Genomic DNA, 16207 nt, shown 5'->3' with positions numbered 1-16207 from the left:
TTGTTCGTGAAGCGAGGAAAAAGACTATTCTACGTATTAATCATTTCGGTTTTACTGGCCTCTTGTACGGGAGTAAAATACCTTGAACAAGGTGAAAAATTACTCTATAAACAGGAGATTGCCGGTGTAAAAAAAGCAAATAAAAATGATATAGCCGATCAGATTTTGCTTGAGCCTAATACTCGTTTCCCCATTATTGGCCCTATTGGTGCCTATATTTATGAAACCGGTGAAAGGGCCTTCGACTCCGCCAAAGTGGCTCGCGAAAAAGAAGAGTTCATAGAAGAAATTGATGCCCGAATCGAAGAACGGCAAGCCAATGGCAAATCTACCAAAAAGCTTGAAGCCAAGAAAAGCAGAAAGGTAGACCGCTACAACAAGGAGTTGCGGCTTGGCAATGGGCGCATGCGCACCGGATCTCCTTTGGCCGTATACGACAGCGCATTGATTGAACAGTCGGCTGTTCGTATTAGAAACTACCTCATGAGCAAGGGTTTCAGGAAGTCTGCAGTGACCATAGAAACCAAAGAAAAAGGCCGCAAAATAACCCAAACCTTTCGCATAAAAGAAGGAAAACGCAGCTTCATAGATAGCCTAATGCTTCGTACTGGCGACACAACCATTACCCGAATTATCACCGAGGCAAAGGCCAATTCGCACTTAAAGGTGGGCGAGTATTATGACCGGGCCAACATGGAAAAAGAACAAGACCGATTGGACCTGTTGCTCCGAAACAATGGGTATTTTGAGTTTAATAAGCGATTTATAGAGTTTGTGGTCGAATACGCACCCAAGTCTGAAGACCTATGGATAACCACCATCATAAACAAGCCTGCCAACAGAGATTTTCACAAACAATTTAAGATTGACTCCATAGTGTTCAACACCAGTGGAAATGAGGAAATCTTAGATGCAATGAACTATCTGGGTATTAAATACAACTTCTCAGACATATACTTTTCTCCAAAGGTATTGGACACCCGTCTTAAGCTAGAACCTAACCAACTCTACCGATATTCTGATGTGGTGAACACCCAACGCCAACTTTTGAACATGGACATTTTCCGATTCGCCAATGTGAACTTTGACACTACACTGGTTCAAGATAAGTTTGTAGCCAACATATACACCGCACCACTGCAACGCTATCAGCTTACCCAAGAACTTGGTGTGAATGTAACGGAAGGAACTTTTGGCCCCTTCTACAACCTCTCTTTGAGAAACAGAAATACTTTTGGAGGTGCAGAAATCCTTCAGTTCAATGGTTTTATTGGCTCTGATGGTGTTTCTTCTGCTACCGAACAGGAAGGAACATTCAGTATTTCTAACCTTCAATACGGAGCCAATGTGAGCCTTACATTCCCCCGGTTCGTAACCCCTTTCAATTCGCGTGAGCTTAGCCGCAGATCGTTCAATGCCAAAAGTTCTCTCGTTTTGGGATATTCATTTATTAACAGACCGGAATATTCCAGGCAAAACCTTAATGGCTCATACGGTTATTCATGGCAAAACGAGAAAGGTAATATTTCCTATCGTTTAAACGTATCGGAAATTAACCTTGTAAACACATCCAGAATTGATTCGGCATTTCAAAAGCAACTGGACGATCTTGAACTACAAGGAAATACACTGGCTCAGGCCTTTAATAAATCATTTGTTTCTGCCACAAACTTCAACGCCATTTTTAATAACAACTATGGCAATACAGAAAAACCATCGGACTATTTACGTGTGTTTTTGGAAGCGGGAGGCACCATTTACAACCTGATCGGTACCGGCCTATTGGAAAGCGACTCTTTGACCTACTTTAAGTTTGGCAAAGCTCAATTGGACTACCGAAAGTATATTCCGCTGGGAGAAGACAAATCGCTGCATTGGCGTGTAAACGTGGGCTACGCCCTGCCTTATGGCGATGAGAAGGCCTTACCTTACGAACGCTACTTCTTTACCGGAGGTAGCAACAGCAACAGGGCCTGGTTTCCAAGACGACTGGGACCGGGTTCGGCTCACCCTTATAAACTGGATGAAGATGGCAATAACGAAATAATTGATGGCCAATTGGTTCCGTTACGAACGGGCAGAGAAAGCTATCGGTTTGAGCAGCCGGGTGAGATTTTGCTAGAGCTTAGCCTGGAATACAGGGGCAATATCACCAGTTTTATCGATTGGGCTTTCTTTATCGATGCGGGCAACGTATGGCGTTTTCAGGAGTTTGCCAGTGACGACCCTTCGCAGGTACAGCGTCTTTCGACCGGTGGTGCCTTCAGCTTTTCCGATTTTTACAAGGAGATTGCTATTGGAGCAGGGCTGGGTTTGCGGTTCGACTTTAATTTCCTGGTTTTCAGGTTCGATGCCGGCCACAAAATAAAAGACCCTCGTTTTCCGGAGGGTCTGCGTTGGCAAATGCCATTCTCTCGTTCCAGACAGGGACAAACAGTTTGGAATATTGCGGTGGGTTATCCGTTCTAAGCACAATGCCTCAGTCAGGCTCAGCAATAAAAAAGCTCTTGGCAGGCTAAAAACCCTGCCTTAGCAACTTCCTACAACCTTTTAGATTAATAGTTCAACAACTTTTCCAGCTGTGCCTCTACCTTTTCCGGAGTTGGCAGCATGGCCTTCTCCAGGTCTACATTGAGTGCAATAGCCGGCAGATTTTCGGCACCATAGGCCATAACCGGAGCGTCAAGTTCCTGGAAGCAGTGTTGGGATATTCGACCGGCCAAAGACTCGGCAAATGAATTCAACAAAGGCTCTTCGGTAAGTACCATAGCCTTGTTGTGTCGTTTAACCGCAACCTTTATCGCTTCCCAGTCAATTGGATTTAGGGTTCTTAGATCCAGTATTTCCACGCGTCCCTCAAAGCGCTTGCTGGCCGCCTTGGCCCAATATACGCCCATGCCATAGGTTATTACCACACAAGACTCTCCATTTTCAACAGCTTCTTCAGAAGCTTCCTGATCTATACGGGCCTTACCCAAAGGAATAATATACTCCGAATCCGGTTCGAAAGTCTTTGCCAATTCAGTACCAGGAACTTTAGACCAATACAAGCCTTTGTGCTCGAGCATAACCACCGGGTTAGGATCGTGGAAAGCCGCTTTTATCAGACCTTTCATGTCGGCTGCATTGGACGGATAAACTACCTTTATTCCTCTTATGTTGAGCAAAGTAGACTCAACACTTCCAGAGTGGTACGGCCCACCTCCACCATAGGCCCCAATTGGCACTCTTATGAGCGACTGTATGGGAAACTGCCCCTTACTGAGATAGCAGCTTTTAGATAGTTCTTCTACTAACTGGTTAATCCCCGGCCATATATAATCGGCAAATTGAATCTCCACTATGGGCTTGGCGCCCACTGCCGACATTCCGGCTGTGGAGCCTACAATGTATGCTTCCTGAATAGGGGTATTAAACACCCTTGAGTCTCCATATTTCTGGGCAAGCGTAGCCGCTTCGCGAAAAACACCTCCCAGAGTTCCGCCCACATCCTGACCATAGAAAAGTGCCTCGGGATGGTTTTTCAAAATATCATCAACTGCATGCAAAGCCGCATCAACCATCACCACCTTCTCAGCTCCTCTCGGTTTTCTTTGGCCTTTTTCTTCGGTAATTGGAGTGGGTGCAAATTCATGGTCTAAAACAGTAGCCGGATCAGGATCATCGGCATTAAGTGCTCTGGCGTATTCTGACTGAACAAAGGCTCTTGCCTCGTCTTCCAACTTCACCAGATCAGTTTCTTTGTAACCCGCAGCCTTGAGGCTTTTTCTCAACTTAGGAATTGGATCACTCTTCTGGTGTATATCCAGGTCATGGTCTCCTCTGTACCACTCTTTTCGCACACCTGATGTATGGTGTCCTAGCAACGGGGTTTTAGCATGAACCAATATTGGGGCTCTTTTTTCTCTTACATATTGAAAAGCCTGCTTCATGCCTTCGTAGGAGTTCACAAAATCAGATCCGTCTATACGCATGCGCTCCATACCTTTAAATCCGGCAGCAAACTCAAAAGCATCCATGGCCCGCATTTCGCTGCCCGTAGCGCTTATCCCCCAATCATTGTCTTGAATAAGGTATACAATAGGTAATTTGTGCAGTACCGCCATTTGCATGGCTTCGGAAACCTCCCCTTCGGTTACAGAACCATCGCCAAGTGAGCACAACACCACAGGCTTGTTGTTACCCTTCAGAAGGCCTTGCTCTTCCAGATAATGCAAACCGTGAGCCATGCCTGTGGCTGGTATGGCCTGCATGCCCGTAGCTGAACTCTGATGCGGTATGGTAGGGAAGCCTTCTCGCTTAAGGGAAGGGTGTCCGTAATATGTTCTTCCACCGGAAAAGGGATCGTCTTTCTTTCCCAAAAGCTGGAGCATCAACTCGTGTGGTTGCATGCCTATTCCCAACAAAATGGACTCGTCTCTATAGTAAGGGGCAGCAAAATCGTATGCTTTCAATTGAAAGGCTGCTGCCAATTGAATGGCTTCATGACCCCGAGAAGTGCTATGCACATACTTACTACAAACTGCCCGATTCTCATCGTACAGAACAGCCATATTATAGGCTGTTTGCATAAGCCGATAGGCCTTTTCTAGAATATTTTTAGGAATTTGATTCGCTGTCGTTGTCTTCGCTGTCTTCTTAATCTCTTTGGTCAAATCCATGAGGTTTTATCCTGATCTACTCGTCAAAGTTAGTCAATAATTCAATCGATTGCCGAAAAACCTAACGATCATTAGCTTTTTGATTGCACTCTGTATAGAATAAAATAAAAGGTTGTATCCGTCTAATTGTTTGGTCAGTATTTAATCTTCGCACTAAAAAGCTAATTTTGCGCCATGCCGGAGTTGACTAAAGAAGACATTGCAGCCGTTTTTAGAAATATACAGGACCATATTTGCAAGTCGCTGGAAAATGCTGATGGAAAGGCCATTTTTGAAGAGGACAAATGGCAGCGTCCGGGTGGCGGTGGCGGACGCAGTCGGATAGTGCGTAAAGGAAATATCATAGAAAAAGGTGGTGTTAATTTTTCTGAGGTTTTTGGGCCAACTCCGGAAAAAATATTGAACTCATTTGGTCTCTCAGAAGGTCATTTCTTTGCCACTGGTGTTTCTATTGTTCTTCACCCTGAAAACCCTTGGGTACCTATTATTCATATGAACATCAGGTACTTTGAAATGTCTAATGGAACCTATTGGTTTGGAGGAGGCATAGACCTTACCCCTCATTATGTAGACATGGAAGATGCCCGATGGTTTCACTCTAAGTTAAAGGCCGTTTGCGACAAACATGATCCGCATTACTACCAAGAGTTTAAGCAGTGGGCTGATGATTACTTCTATATAAAACACAGGAAGGAAACCCGGGGAATTGGCGGAATATTCTTCGATCATCTGTCGGCCGATAACGGCAAAAACAAGCAGGATATTTTCAACTTTGTGAAGGATGTGGGTCTTGCTTTCCCATCGATTTACACTCATTTTATGGCTAAGAACAGCGTGAAGCCCTTTGGCCCAAAAGAAAAGAGTTGGCAAATGCTTCGCAGAGGCCGTTATGTTGAGTTTAATCTAGTGCTGGACAGAGGTACAAAGTTTGGCTTAGAAACAGACGGAAGAACAGAATCTATACTAATGAGCTTACCTCCCATGGCGGGCTGGGAATATGATCATCAACCCAAAGAAGGATCGGCCGAAGCCCAAACATTGACCATGCTTAAAAAAGGAATCGATTGGCTGGCTTAATTTCATACCTCGAGGCACTGGACAAAGACTTGTTTCGTGTTTTAAACGGAACCCATAATGCACTATTTGATTGGTTAATGCCATGGATTAGCAATAAATACGTATGGATTCCCCTCTATGCTTTTCTGTTGTATTCACTCATAAGATATAGTAAGGTACCGGCCTGGGCAGTATTGCTCGGCATTGGCTTGCTCATTCTTCTGAGCGACCAGACTGCCTCCGGCCTACTTAAACCTTGGGTGGAACGTTTAAGACCTTGCTACGACCCGGAGCTGGAAGGGCAGGTTCATTTATTAAAAGGTTGTGGAGGCCGATACGGCTTTGCTTCCAGCCATGCAAGCAACTCCTTTGCAGTAGCTATGTTCTGCTGGCTTCTACTTAAAGATTCGGTGCGTTACATTGGCTGGCTATTTCCCTGGGCCGCTTTGGTGGCTTACTCCCGTGTGTATTTAGGGGTTCATTTTCCTGGCGATATTCTGGCCGGTGCACTCATAGGTATTGGCAGTGGTGTAGTAATTAATTTTATATTGAAACAATTAACAATGACCCGATGGGGAAAAAAGACGCTATAGTTTACAAGTACTTCAAACGGGTGTTTGACGATTATCAGGTATTGGTTTCTGTCAATCCTATAGATTATTCAGGCACTGAGCTGATTGTTCATCCGGACGGAAAGATTGAAAAAACGGACATGCAGTTTGATGAGGATATCTATGAAGACCTGGAAGTAGATGAGTTCAAAGAAAGCAGCCCGCTGGAGTTTCAACTTTATATGAAACGGGATTTCTTTACTCGTGAAGAGGATTAACGCCCTTTGAGTTTTGCGCATTGAGTTTTCCCCGTCCAATGAATACACCTCCACTCTCTGTTTAAAAAAAACTGAATTCGATGTAAGTAAGTAGTAAAATATCCCCTCTTAGGACGTCATTGCGGAATTTTCCTCTGAAAACTTCACATGCGCAAAGGAAAATATCCGCAATCTCATTTAGGCTCTGTTGAGATACCGGATAAAACAGCCCTTTTTGAGAGCTTAAGACCTGTTTTTCCGGCATGACGTTCTTTTCGTACATCGAACTCAGGTTAAAAAACTAATATTAACGGGAGACTAAAGGAGATTTTTCTCGAAGGCAAATCTTACCAAGCCGGCTAAGTTTTTTACACCTAGTTTATTGATAATATTTTTTCGGTGTGTATCTACCGTGTAGGCACTAATGGATAGTTTTTCGGCTATTTCATTGGTAGTATGTTCAAGGGCTATAAGCTTCACTATCTCAACCTCTCTTCGGGTAAGCTGCACTTCGTCTATAGCTGCCTGCGTTTTTTCAAGACTCTCCACCAACGAGTCGGTTACAGCTTGCGTGTAATATCGCCTGCCTTCATGAATCTCGCTAATAGCAAAAATCAAATCTTTCTTGCCTGCATTTTTAAGCACACATCCTTGTACTCCTTCTTCAATAAGTTGCTTGGTAAACTGGGGATTGTTGTGCATGGTTAGAATTAACGTTTTAATCTCGCGCCCCTGTTGTTTTAAAGCTCTAACCAGTTCAATACCATCCATTTCCGGCATGTTGATATCTAATAGCAGTACATCGGGCCACAAGGTTTCCAGCTTGCGCAAGGCTTCTTTGCCATTGAGAGCACTGCCAATGATGGCTATTTCATCAACTTCTGAAAAAATAGATGAAATCCCATCAATGACTACCTGATGATCGTCTACTACAAAAATCTTAATCATTTATAATTGGAATGTCTATTGAAATACTTGTACCCGCTCCTTTGCCTGAGTCTATATGAAAATTGCCGTTTAACTTATTCACTCTGGCCTTAAGGTTGCTTAACCCTATTCCTCCTCCCTTAATGCCTTCGTTTGGATTAAAGCCTTTTCCATCGTCCTCAACTATAAGGTTTACGCTGTCTTCATTACGAATGAGCTGAATGGTGGCCTCTTTGGCCTCAGAGTGTTTCAGTATGTTGCTGATTAGTTCCTGTACAATGCGGTAGAGCTGCAATTCTTGCTCACCATTTAAAGCGTTATCCAGATTGTGCTGAATAAGATGAAGCTTAATTTCACCAGATTCGTTAATTCGATCGGCCAGATCTTTCAAAGCCGGCACCAGCCCAAACTTGGCCAACACGCCAGAAAGTAGGTTGTGAGATATATTTCTCACTTCACCGGCTGCCAAGTCTAATAACTCACTGGCGGTCAGAAACTTTTTCTTCTCCGGATTATCTTGTGGCAGCTTTTCTTCCACAGCACTAAAATGAAGCTTCACCATGGACAATATACCTCCCAATCGATCGTGCAAGTCTATGGCTACGCGCTTTCTCTCCTGCTCTTGCCCTTCTAAGATCCCTTGAAGTGAAGCTATCTCCTGCTGCTGCAAAAGTTCATCGATTCGCTGCTTATTCAGTTCCTCATTTTTAGCAGCAATTGCCTTTATATTCTTACGCTTCTGGTCAATGATGTATAGCCAAATGGAAAAAATGATAACCACCGCAATGGATATAATAAGTACTATTCTTTTATTCCTTTCTTGTTGAAGTGCTCTAAAACGTTGTTGCTCAGCTTCAAGTTCTGCCGAAGCTGTTTCATACTGAGCCCTGTACTCCAATACTCTATCTTCATAATTGCTGGAATAAATTTCTATTAAAAGCGAATCTGACAGATTCCAATAATAGAGTGCACTATCTGTGTTATTAAGATATTGATGAACAAATGCTAAATCTTTACTCGCGTTTCTAGCCACTTCCGTTAAGGGAATATCTAAGCTTTTAACATGAGAAAACAATAGGAAGTGTTTGGCACTATCTAAATAAGGCCTATGATTCTTCTGGTCCAGTTTAAAATGCTGGAGATAAGTACTTCCTAAAAAGTAAGTATGACTAATGGCATTTGACTTTTCTCCTACCCTTTCATACAATTCAATGGCCTCTTTTCTATACACAGATGATTTGATAAATTCTTTACGTGCATAATAATTTCCGGCCAAATTAGTGGCTGTATAAGCAAGCATTAGATAGTTATCCGGGGCATTTCTCATGTAATACTCTTGAGCCATGGTAAACATTTTAAATGCAGAGTCTAAATACAGAACCGCTTGAACAGTATCGTAGGTTGGATGTGATTCATCTAAAGCATTAAACCCAAACTGATGGTAAACCACACCTAAACCTAAATCGGCTCGTACAACAAAACTCTCGTTTCCCCATTTGCGGGCTGTCTCTTTCGCCTTTACATACTCATCAATAGCCAAATCCAGCTTTCTAATCCGATAATAAACAGAGGCCATAACAAAATATGCTCTGGTCATAAATTCATAGTTCTCCTCCATTTCTGCCGCCAGGGCAACTTGATTAGAAAGTAAAAGAGCTGAATCATATTTTGCCCCTATACTGTAGTCGTCCGCCTCTTTGATTAACCTGGTCCATTCTTGTTCCTGTTCTGTTTGGCCTAATAGAACAGCCGGCAAAAAGGCTAGACCTACTAAACACTTTAAAACTCTCGAAACCGATTTTATCATTCGCTATTAATTAGGTGCCGCTTCCTGGTGGAGGTGTAGACCCAGATTCCTCCGAGTTGTCATCCGGCTGCGGATCAGTCGGTGGATCCTCCGGATCGGGAGTTCTATTTAAATAAATTTTACCAAGACTTCTATAAAATCTTTCATCTGAAATGTTGAGTTGGTGTTTCATATGCACGCTGTTTAATTAGAAAAAAATAAACCCGGAGATAAACAATCATCAGGTAATTGTATCTGTATTGACGTATCGTGCATGGTCAGAACACAAACAAAGCTTTCTTTAGGCACGAAAGAAATACCTGAATTTAGGTATTTCTATCAATTTTTACTTCACCGTTTTCCCTTTCGTAAATTCTTAATACCTTTGCCCCCCAATGGCAGAGGGATGCGACCAGCTCCTGCTGAACTCCCCCAGGCTGGGAACAGAGCAAGGGTAGGCGGTTGTAGCGGTGCGACATCCTGATGCCTTTTTTTATTCCCTTCATTATCGTATTATCACGATAAACTTTTCAACTTCACATGTCTGTTTATCTGGCTGAATTTATCGGCACTACTATACTTCTCTATTTTGGGAATAGTGTGAATGCCGCCACTTCTCTGAATAAATCATATGCCCAGGGCTCCGGTTGGGTAATTACCACCTTAGGATGGGGGCTAGCCGTAACTTTTGGCATTTATGCTGTGGGCAATATTAGTGGGGCCCACATTAATCCGGCAGTCACAACTTCACTGGCCATGGCCGGTGAAATTGAGTGGCAAATTGTGCCGGGTTATATCATATCTCAATTACTAGGTGGAATTTTTGGAGCTACGCTAGCCTGGCTACAGTATTTACCACACTGGAGAAAAACGGAAGACCAAGCCACCAAACTGGGAGTTTTTTGTACTGCCGGAGCCATAGACCAAAAAAGTGCCAACCTCATCAGTGAAATGCTAGGCACCATGATTCTAATTGTCGGACTTATGATGATTGGCGCCAATAAATTTACCGAAGGCCTAAACCCCTTGGTGGTGGGCGGACTCATTGCTCTCATTGGAATGGCCCAAGGCGGAAGTACAGGCTATGCCATTAACCCGGCCAGAGACTTTGGCCCCCGGCTGGCTCATTTCATTCTACCCATTAAAGGCAAGGGATCCTCTAACTGGTCCTACGCCTGGATTCCCGTTTTAGGACCGTTTATAGGAGGTGGTGCCGGTGCAGCTCTTTACTATCTCATCTTTAAAGGAGTAACCAGCAGCTTGGGCTGGGCTGCCATTGGGCTTATGATCACGGCCATTATCGTTGCCATTATTGAGGAATCGAGGAAGTAAAAAAGCTCATGAAAATAAAAAAGATAGAATTCTTTAAGGCTCACATCCCCTTAAAAAAAACATTTGCCACCTCGCTGGGCAAAAGAGATACTACCACCAGCATATTCGTTAGAGTCACCAACCAAAAGGGTCTTTGTGGTTGGGGAGAGTGTAGTCCATTTCCTCCGATTGTTGGCGAAACACCCGAAACCTGTTTTATAGTCGGAAAAATGTTGGCCGAAAAACTCCTCAATGAGGACCCGAGAGAAGTGGGCCATGTATCAAAACTCATGGATCGAATAATTTTTGGACACACGGGCATAAAATCGGCTATCGACATTGCCTGCCACGATTTATGGGCTAAAAGTTGTGACGAGCCACTCTATCTCACAATGGGCGGACGGATCGAAAAAACTATCAGAACAGACTTTACCATAAGCCTGGATTCTGTAGAGACCATGACCAACGATGCCCTTGAAAAGGTACAAGAGGGTTTTAAAACTCTAAAAATCAAGTTGGGAGATGATGCTTCCAAAGACATCAAACGTATTAAATCCATTCGTCAAGCGGTTGGCAATTCTATAGACCTAAGGGTGGACGCTAACCAAGGCTGGACTCAAAAAGAGGCGATAAGGTGTCTGAATGAAATGGCCAGCCTGAATATTCAGTACTGCGAAGAACCAATAAATAAGAGGCGTTATTACCAACTTAAGAAAGTAATTAATAACAGTCCTGTTAAAATAATGGCCGATGAGTCTCTCATGGACCATGTAGACGCCAGGAAGCTGGTAAAAGGTGGTTATTGCGATTACTTCAATATTAAGCTCGGCAAATCGAGTGGATTGTATAAGGCACGAAAAATACTTAAGGTAGCTGAACGCTACGGCATTCTTTGTCAGATTGGTGGTTTTGTAGAAAGTCGCCTGCTCTTTACTGCCAATACTCACCTGGCTCATCTCTCCGACCTGGTCCGTTTCTATGACTTAGACAGCCCTCTTTTTCATCAATTCGACCCAATTGTAGGCGGAATGGAGTATCAGAAAAACTGGGATATACGAATACCCGACCAACCGGGATTGGGTCTGGAGGTATCGGCCGACTTTTTAAAGGAGTGCGAATCGCTTACGGTAGAGTAAAGACTTTTTCCTATATTTAGAGGAGACTGCCTCTAACCGATTCAGAATAATCTTCCTAACCGCAAACCATTCTGAACCATGAAAAAAGTATTACTCTTCCTTCTACTCTTTATCTCGTTGTCTTTACCTGCTCAGAACCTGGAAACCAAGTTTGTATGCACATACGGTGAAGGCGGAACACCCGATTTGCTATGCATGCAAATGCAACGGTCGTTCTCCAGCGGAGAGGATGCTAACGAAGCAACCAAAAAAATTCTCAGGGTACTTGGCCTGGCTCCGAACTTCATTATGGTACCCTGCCCTAATATTGCCAATTGTGCCGCAGTTACCCTCAATGACGGATTTCGCTACATTGTTTATGACAGGGAGTTTATGCAAAAAATATCGAATGCCGCCAGTAATGACTGGACATCAATTAGCATTCTGGCACATGAGATTGGGCATCACTTACAGGGACACACCCTAAGAAGAACCGGCAATGAGGAATCTCGCAAAATGGAGTTAGAAGCCGATCGTTTCAGTGGGTTTGTTTTGCAGAAACTAGGTGCAAAACTTACAGATGCCCAGGCAGCCATGAACGCCATTGGCCACCCTGAAGACGACTCTTACTCAAGTCATCCGGCCAAATTCAAACGACTCAATGCCATTAAAGAAGGATGGAATGACGCAGCCGGAATAACAAATACTCCCACCACTACCACTCCGGAAACAACGACTAAAATCGAAGTTTCTAAACTTGATGTGGAAATATCTGATGCCACTTCGCTCAACTTTCATGATGTAATCCAGTCAGACAATTTTCCGATGCTCGGAGATTCGTGGAATGCCGGCTATAATTACAAAGCTGCTGTATACGATTACAATCACTGGTATGTATTCATGCAAAAAGATTTTGGTGCATGGCAGGCATATAGGCGAAGAGACAATTTTCCTAAAGACGAAATCAAAGAGTTGTGGAATAAAAATAATTCGATAATCACCAGTCTCGACTACTACAATGACGAATGGAGTCTGGTAATGACTTCCTTCGACAATAAATTCATCAAACAACGCTGGTCCACTAACGGGCAGTTTCCAGAAGAGAAAATAAAAGAATCCTGGAAAGAGGGTTACTACATTACTGAGGCGGCTTATGGGAACGGGCTGTGGGCCATAGTTTTTAACAAAACCAACAATTACGAAAAGTTCACCAATCAGTACTATGGTCGGTATGATGAGTTTCCCAAAGAAAAAATTAAGGAGTATTGGGATAAGAACTGGTTCATTACTACACTGAAGTATTTAGACGGTAAGTGGTTATTGGTAATGACCGAATATGCTGACCGAAATGCCTCCAACTACATGCAGCGCTGGAATAAAACGACCGAGTTCCCAATGGATAAACTCTTGAAAAATGACAACGAGGGTTTGAAACTTCAAAGTGTTACCTACGGTGATGGGTTTTGGGTAACCGTTATGGAGAGATGGCGATAACGACAACCGGATACCCCTTCCATCATGTTATCCCATTATGGGAATTATTCTCTTTATGAGCCTATATATTATCGAAAAACAGCCCATACACGCTCTAAACGCAATGGCCTCTGATTTGCAACCTTGTTTAGCATGGAAAAGACTATGCAAACAAATACTCAGAAAAAGACAAGTGCAGCCAACAAAGCCTTCATGATTATGGTTACAATAATTGGTGTGTTCATTAGCTATCAAACCATTATGGACATCGTAATTAGCTAATCTGATGCAGAGCAACTTCACCAACATCAGATTAGCTTTATCTATAATAACCGAATGCTATTTCTTAGCACCAATCATAAGGAGTTCGTTTAAATTAACCTCCGTAACATACCGCTTTTCGCCAGAACTCGTCTCATAACTTCTGTGAGTAAGCTTGCCCTCAAGCGCCACCTCCTGTCCTTTCGAAAGATATTCTCCTGCTATCTCTGCCACCTTACCCCAGGCCACCACATTGTGCCATTGCGTTTCTTCTACTTTATCGCCACTAGCGTTCCTGTAGGAGTCGATAGTTGCCACTGAAAAAGTAGCCAGCTTTTTGCCACTGGCCAACACTCTTACTTCAGGATCCTGTCCCAATCTTCCAATTAACTGTACGCGGTTTCTTAAATTTTGCATGATTATAAAATTTAGTTTTAACATTTTAACATCTGTTGGTGTCGTATCGGGTTTTCCGATTTGACACTGGCAAAGTAAGAGCTGTTCACTCCGAACATTCGGTAATTAAATGGCTGTAAGTGTTTGTAGTCGTTTGCAAACGGATAATTGCTGTTTTTCGCTATTTTAGACTATTCAACAAACACACCATGAACGAAAGAAAATGTCTGGAATGCGGTGAAGTGCTCCGTGGTAGGGCGGACAAAAAGTTTTGCGATGATGCCTGTAGAAACGCTTATAACAATAAGCTGAACTCGGATGCCAACAATTACATGCGAAACGTTCACTACTTGCTAAGAAGAAACAGAAGAATTCTGGAAGAACTAAATCCTGAGGGAACCTCAAAAATAGCCCGCTCAAGACTGATAGAAAAGGGGTTTGATTTTGACTATCATACAAGCACTTACACCACCCGCGCAGGAGCCACCTACTATTTCTGCTACGAGTATGGCTACTTACCTCTGGAGGGCGACCAATTGGCCCTTGTAAAGAAAAAGGAGTACATAAACTAAAGAATGCCCTGACCCAGGCTCTGCATAAACCATAACCTCCTATAGCTTAACCCACTGTAAGTTTTTCACCTTGAGAGAAGCCATGGATCTGTAAGGATACACCTTCTTCACCCTATTCCAACTCCAGATACCGGGGGTAAGCCACCATTGTTCGGGCACCCTGTAGTTCAACTCTGCAAGCGCGCCTAACTTTCTCAAACCCACACCGCTTAAACCATTACCATTACCGGCTTCGAGCATCAACACGGCATCGGTTGCTTTATGATGTGCTACCGATATAAAAGTATGTCCGTGCTTCCATTGGCTTTTCCATCCGTGCACCACAGACCAGGGCAAAGGACGATCTTCGTTAGATTGCCTTACGGCCATTCCGGACTCCACACAGGCCGTGACCGGTGAAAAATAGTCTTCTGCCGATGGTTGAGTCATTTGACGATGGTTCCTTTCGCTCCAGCAAAAGTCGGGAAAGCTCTTGCGCCAGGCCTGTACCAAAAGAGCCTCTATAAAACCAGCACTGTGGGGCGGCTGCCCGGCATAGGCCTTGCCTATTTCTTTTTTCTCTTTCTTTGAACTATAAGCGGAATATCCCTCGTCAGTGAATTTTTCAAGTTCTTCTAGCAGCACCGATTCTTCTACAGCCCCTTCCCACTCCGTAGCAGATCGATGTTGAGTGATGGATGTAAGTGTACGGGTAATTCGCTCTGTTATTCCCAAGTTCTCTGAACTAACCAACGGTTGCTCCTCCCTGTCCGGGTTAACAATGGCATAGTGCTCATCTTGCCAGCGCGAACAAACCCATACCTCTCCAAAATCGAGGGTCTGAACTTTCAAATAGTCCGTCTCTGGCGAAGGAAAGTTGTTCTTAATTTCTTTTATGGCATAATGTCCTTTGTCTAAGTAACCTATGGCTACCGAATTTGGATGAGGTTCCAGGAACCCTTTTATTGACCTTTTTAGCCATACAATCATAAAAACTAACGTGTGTTATTCACAAAATTAACAGAAAATAAATAATTCATCATAAAGAAAGCCAAAACTATACCTTCCTAAAAAACAATTTGTGAATGCCTAAAATGCATGCTTTTACACTGTCTGTCGGTATAAAAAAAACACTAGCTTTGTACATCTTTCAAGCTAAAAAAACAAACATGAAGTTCTTTATTGACACCGCTAATTTGAATGAAATTCAAGAAGCCTATGACCTTGGTGTTTTGGATGGCGTAACCACCAATCCTTCACTTATGGCCAAGGAAGGCATTGCCGGAGAAGCCAATGTAAAGGCCCACTATAAAGCCATTTGCGACATTGTAGATGATAACGTAAGTGCCGAGGTAATTGCTACTGACTTTGACGGAATGATTAAAGAAGGTAAAGAACTTGCCAAGATTGACGACAAGATTGTGGTTAAAATTCCGATGATTAAGGATGGAGTTAAGGCCATTAAATATTTTACAGCAGAGGGTATACGAACCAATTGCACCCTGGTGTTTTCGGCCGGTCAGGCTTTGCTGGCAGCCAAAGCAGGGGCATCATACGTATCTCCATTTATTGGAAGGCTTGACGATATCAGCTATGACGGACTTCAGTTGATTGAACAAATTGTAGGCATTTATGACAATTACGGTTACATGACCGAAGTTTTGGCCGCCTCTATCAGACACACCATGCACCTTATTCAATGTGCCGAGATTGGTGCCGATGTAGCCACCTGCCCACTGAAGGTTATTACCAGCTTGTTGAACCATCCGCTTACTGATAAGGGACTGGCTCAGTTTTTAGCAGATCATGCCAAGGCCAATGGGTAAAACAATAGTTAAAGCTCCGGGTTATTCAAATACTCC

At 43.3% G+C, this 16207-nt stretch carries 15 protein-coding genes and 1 other RNA gene; 11 read left to right on the top strand and 5 right to left on the bottom strand.

The genetic code is table 11. The features are described 5' to 3' along the window. Positions 1-6: 6 nt before the first annotated feature. Entirely contained in the window at positions 7-2469 is a 2463-nt protein-coding gene (tamL, locus tag IE164_RS13220; protein ID WP_189630699.1) for a translocation and assembly module lipoprotein TamL, read from the top strand. 86 nt (positions 2470-2555) lie between these two features. Here tamL and IE164_RS13215 read toward each other — a convergent pair whose 3' ends face one another. Continuing rightward, on the bottom strand, positions 2556-4661 hold the full coding sequence (locus IE164_RS13215; RefSeq protein ID WP_189630698.1) for an alpha-ketoacid dehydrogenase subunit alpha/beta: 2106 nt from the start codon (positions 4659-4661) through the stop codon (positions 2556-2558). A gap of 174 nt (positions 4662-4835) precedes the next feature. On the opposite strand from IE164_RS13215, the gene hemF reads away from it, so the two are divergent. Genes hemF through IE164_RS13200 form a run of 3 tightly spaced genes read left to right on the top strand, consistent with a single transcriptional unit; the run spans position 4836 to position 6546 of the window. After that, positions 4836-5738 carry an oxygen-dependent coproporphyrinogen oxidase gene (gene hemF, locus IE164_RS13210; protein WP_189630697.1) on the top strand — a complete coding sequence of 301 codons (903 nt, stop codon included), beginning with the start codon at positions 4836-4838 and terminating at the stop codon, positions 5736-5738. Then, complete coding sequence (locus IE164_RS13205) at positions 5726-6310, top strand: phosphatase PAP2 family protein (protein WP_229838678.1); 585 nt, start codon at positions 5726-5728, stop codon at positions 6308-6310. The genes hemF and IE164_RS13205 overlap by 13 nt, the downstream gene beginning before the upstream one ends. Next, positions 6289-6546 carry a hypothetical protein gene (locus tag IE164_RS13200; protein WP_189630696.1) on the top strand — a complete coding sequence of 86 codons (258 nt, stop codon included), beginning with the start codon at positions 6289-6291 and terminating at the stop codon, positions 6544-6546. The genes IE164_RS13205 and IE164_RS13200 overlap by 22 nt, the downstream gene beginning before the upstream one ends. Positions 6547-6843: 297 nt before the next feature. Here IE164_RS13200 and IE164_RS13195 read toward each other — a convergent pair whose 3' ends face one another. Both IE164_RS13195 and IE164_RS13190 read right to left on the bottom strand, forming a co-directional pair. Continuing rightward, on the bottom strand, positions 6844-7473 hold the full coding sequence (locus tag IE164_RS13195; protein WP_189630695.1) for a response regulator: 630 nt from the start codon (positions 7471-7473) through the stop codon (positions 6844-6846). Continuing rightward, positions 7466-9259 carry a sensor histidine kinase gene (locus IE164_RS13190; protein ID WP_189630694.1) on the bottom strand — a complete coding sequence of 598 codons (1794 nt, stop codon included), beginning with the start codon at positions 9257-9259 and terminating at the stop codon, positions 7466-7468. The genes IE164_RS13195 and IE164_RS13190 overlap by 8 nt, the downstream gene beginning before the upstream one ends. Before the next feature lie 379 nt (positions 9260-9638). Between IE164_RS13190 and ffs the strand changes: the two genes are divergently transcribed. The 5 genes from ffs to IE164_RS18580 all read left to right on the top strand — a co-directional run bounded on the left by ffs (position 9639) and on the right by IE164_RS18580 (position 13419). Continuing rightward, positions 9639-9726: signal recognition particle sRNA small type (gene ffs, locus IE164_RS13185), an RNA gene on the top strand. A 52-nt stretch (positions 9727-9778) separates the two neighbouring features. Further along, positions 9779-10570: an MIP/aquaporin family protein gene (locus IE164_RS13180; RefSeq protein WP_189630693.1), complete on the top strand. Its 792-nt coding sequence runs from the start codon at positions 9779-9781 to the stop codon at positions 10568-10570. An 8-nt stretch (positions 10571-10578) separates the two neighbouring features. Next, on the top strand, positions 10579-11685 hold the full coding sequence (locus IE164_RS13175; protein WP_189630692.1) for a mandelate racemase/muconate lactonizing enzyme family protein: 1107 nt from the start codon (positions 10579-10581) through the stop codon (positions 11683-11685). Between the two features lie 78 nt (positions 11686-11763). Beyond that, the gene (locus IE164_RS13170) at positions 11764-13158 is read left to right on the top strand and encodes a DUF7477 domain-containing protein (RefSeq protein ID WP_189630691.1); all 1395 of its coding nucleotides are present in this window, start codon (positions 11764-11766) and stop codon (positions 13156-13158) included. A gap of 132 nt (positions 13159-13290) precedes the next feature. After that, positions 13291-13419 (top strand): hypothetical protein, encoded by a 129-nt coding sequence (locus IE164_RS18580; RefSeq protein WP_262891754.1) that lies wholly within the window; start codon positions 13291-13293, stop codon positions 13417-13419. Positions 13420-13476: 57 nt separating this feature from the next. Here IE164_RS18580 and IE164_RS13165 read toward each other — a convergent pair whose 3' ends face one another. Further along, on the bottom strand, positions 13477-13815 hold the full coding sequence (locus IE164_RS13165; RefSeq protein WP_189630690.1) for a single-stranded DNA-binding protein: 339 nt from the start codon (positions 13813-13815) through the stop codon (positions 13477-13479). Positions 13816-14003: 188 nt separating this feature from the next. On the opposite strand from IE164_RS13165, the gene IE164_RS13160 reads away from it, so the two are divergent. Continuing rightward, the gene (locus tag IE164_RS13160) at positions 14004-14366 is read left to right on the top strand and encodes a hypothetical protein (protein WP_189630689.1); all 363 of its coding nucleotides are present in this window, start codon (positions 14004-14006) and stop codon (positions 14364-14366) included. Positions 14367-14405: 39 nt separating this feature from the next. Here the strand turns inward: IE164_RS13160 and IE164_RS13155 are convergent, their stop codons facing one another. After that, positions 14406-15335 (bottom strand): hypothetical protein, encoded by a 930-nt coding sequence (locus IE164_RS13155; protein ID WP_189630688.1) that lies wholly within the window; start codon positions 15333-15335, stop codon positions 14406-14408. A 179-nt stretch (positions 15336-15514) separates the two neighbouring features. On the opposite strand from IE164_RS13155, the gene fsa reads away from it, so the two are divergent. Then, positions 15515-16171 (top strand): fructose-6-phosphate aldolase, encoded by a 657-nt coding sequence (gene fsa, locus IE164_RS13150; RefSeq protein WP_189630687.1) that lies wholly within the window; start codon positions 15515-15517, stop codon positions 16169-16171. Positions 16172-16207: the final 36 nt, after the last annotated feature.

Origin of the sequence: Roseivirga thermotolerans (assembly GCF_014653175.1) — a bacterium.
GTDB lineage: Bacteria > Bacteroidota > Bacteroidia > Cytophagales > Cyclobacteriaceae > Roseivirga > Roseivirga thermotolerans.
Note: the sequence above shows the minus strand (reverse complement) of the source record. Positions and strands in the feature narration are given on the sequence as shown.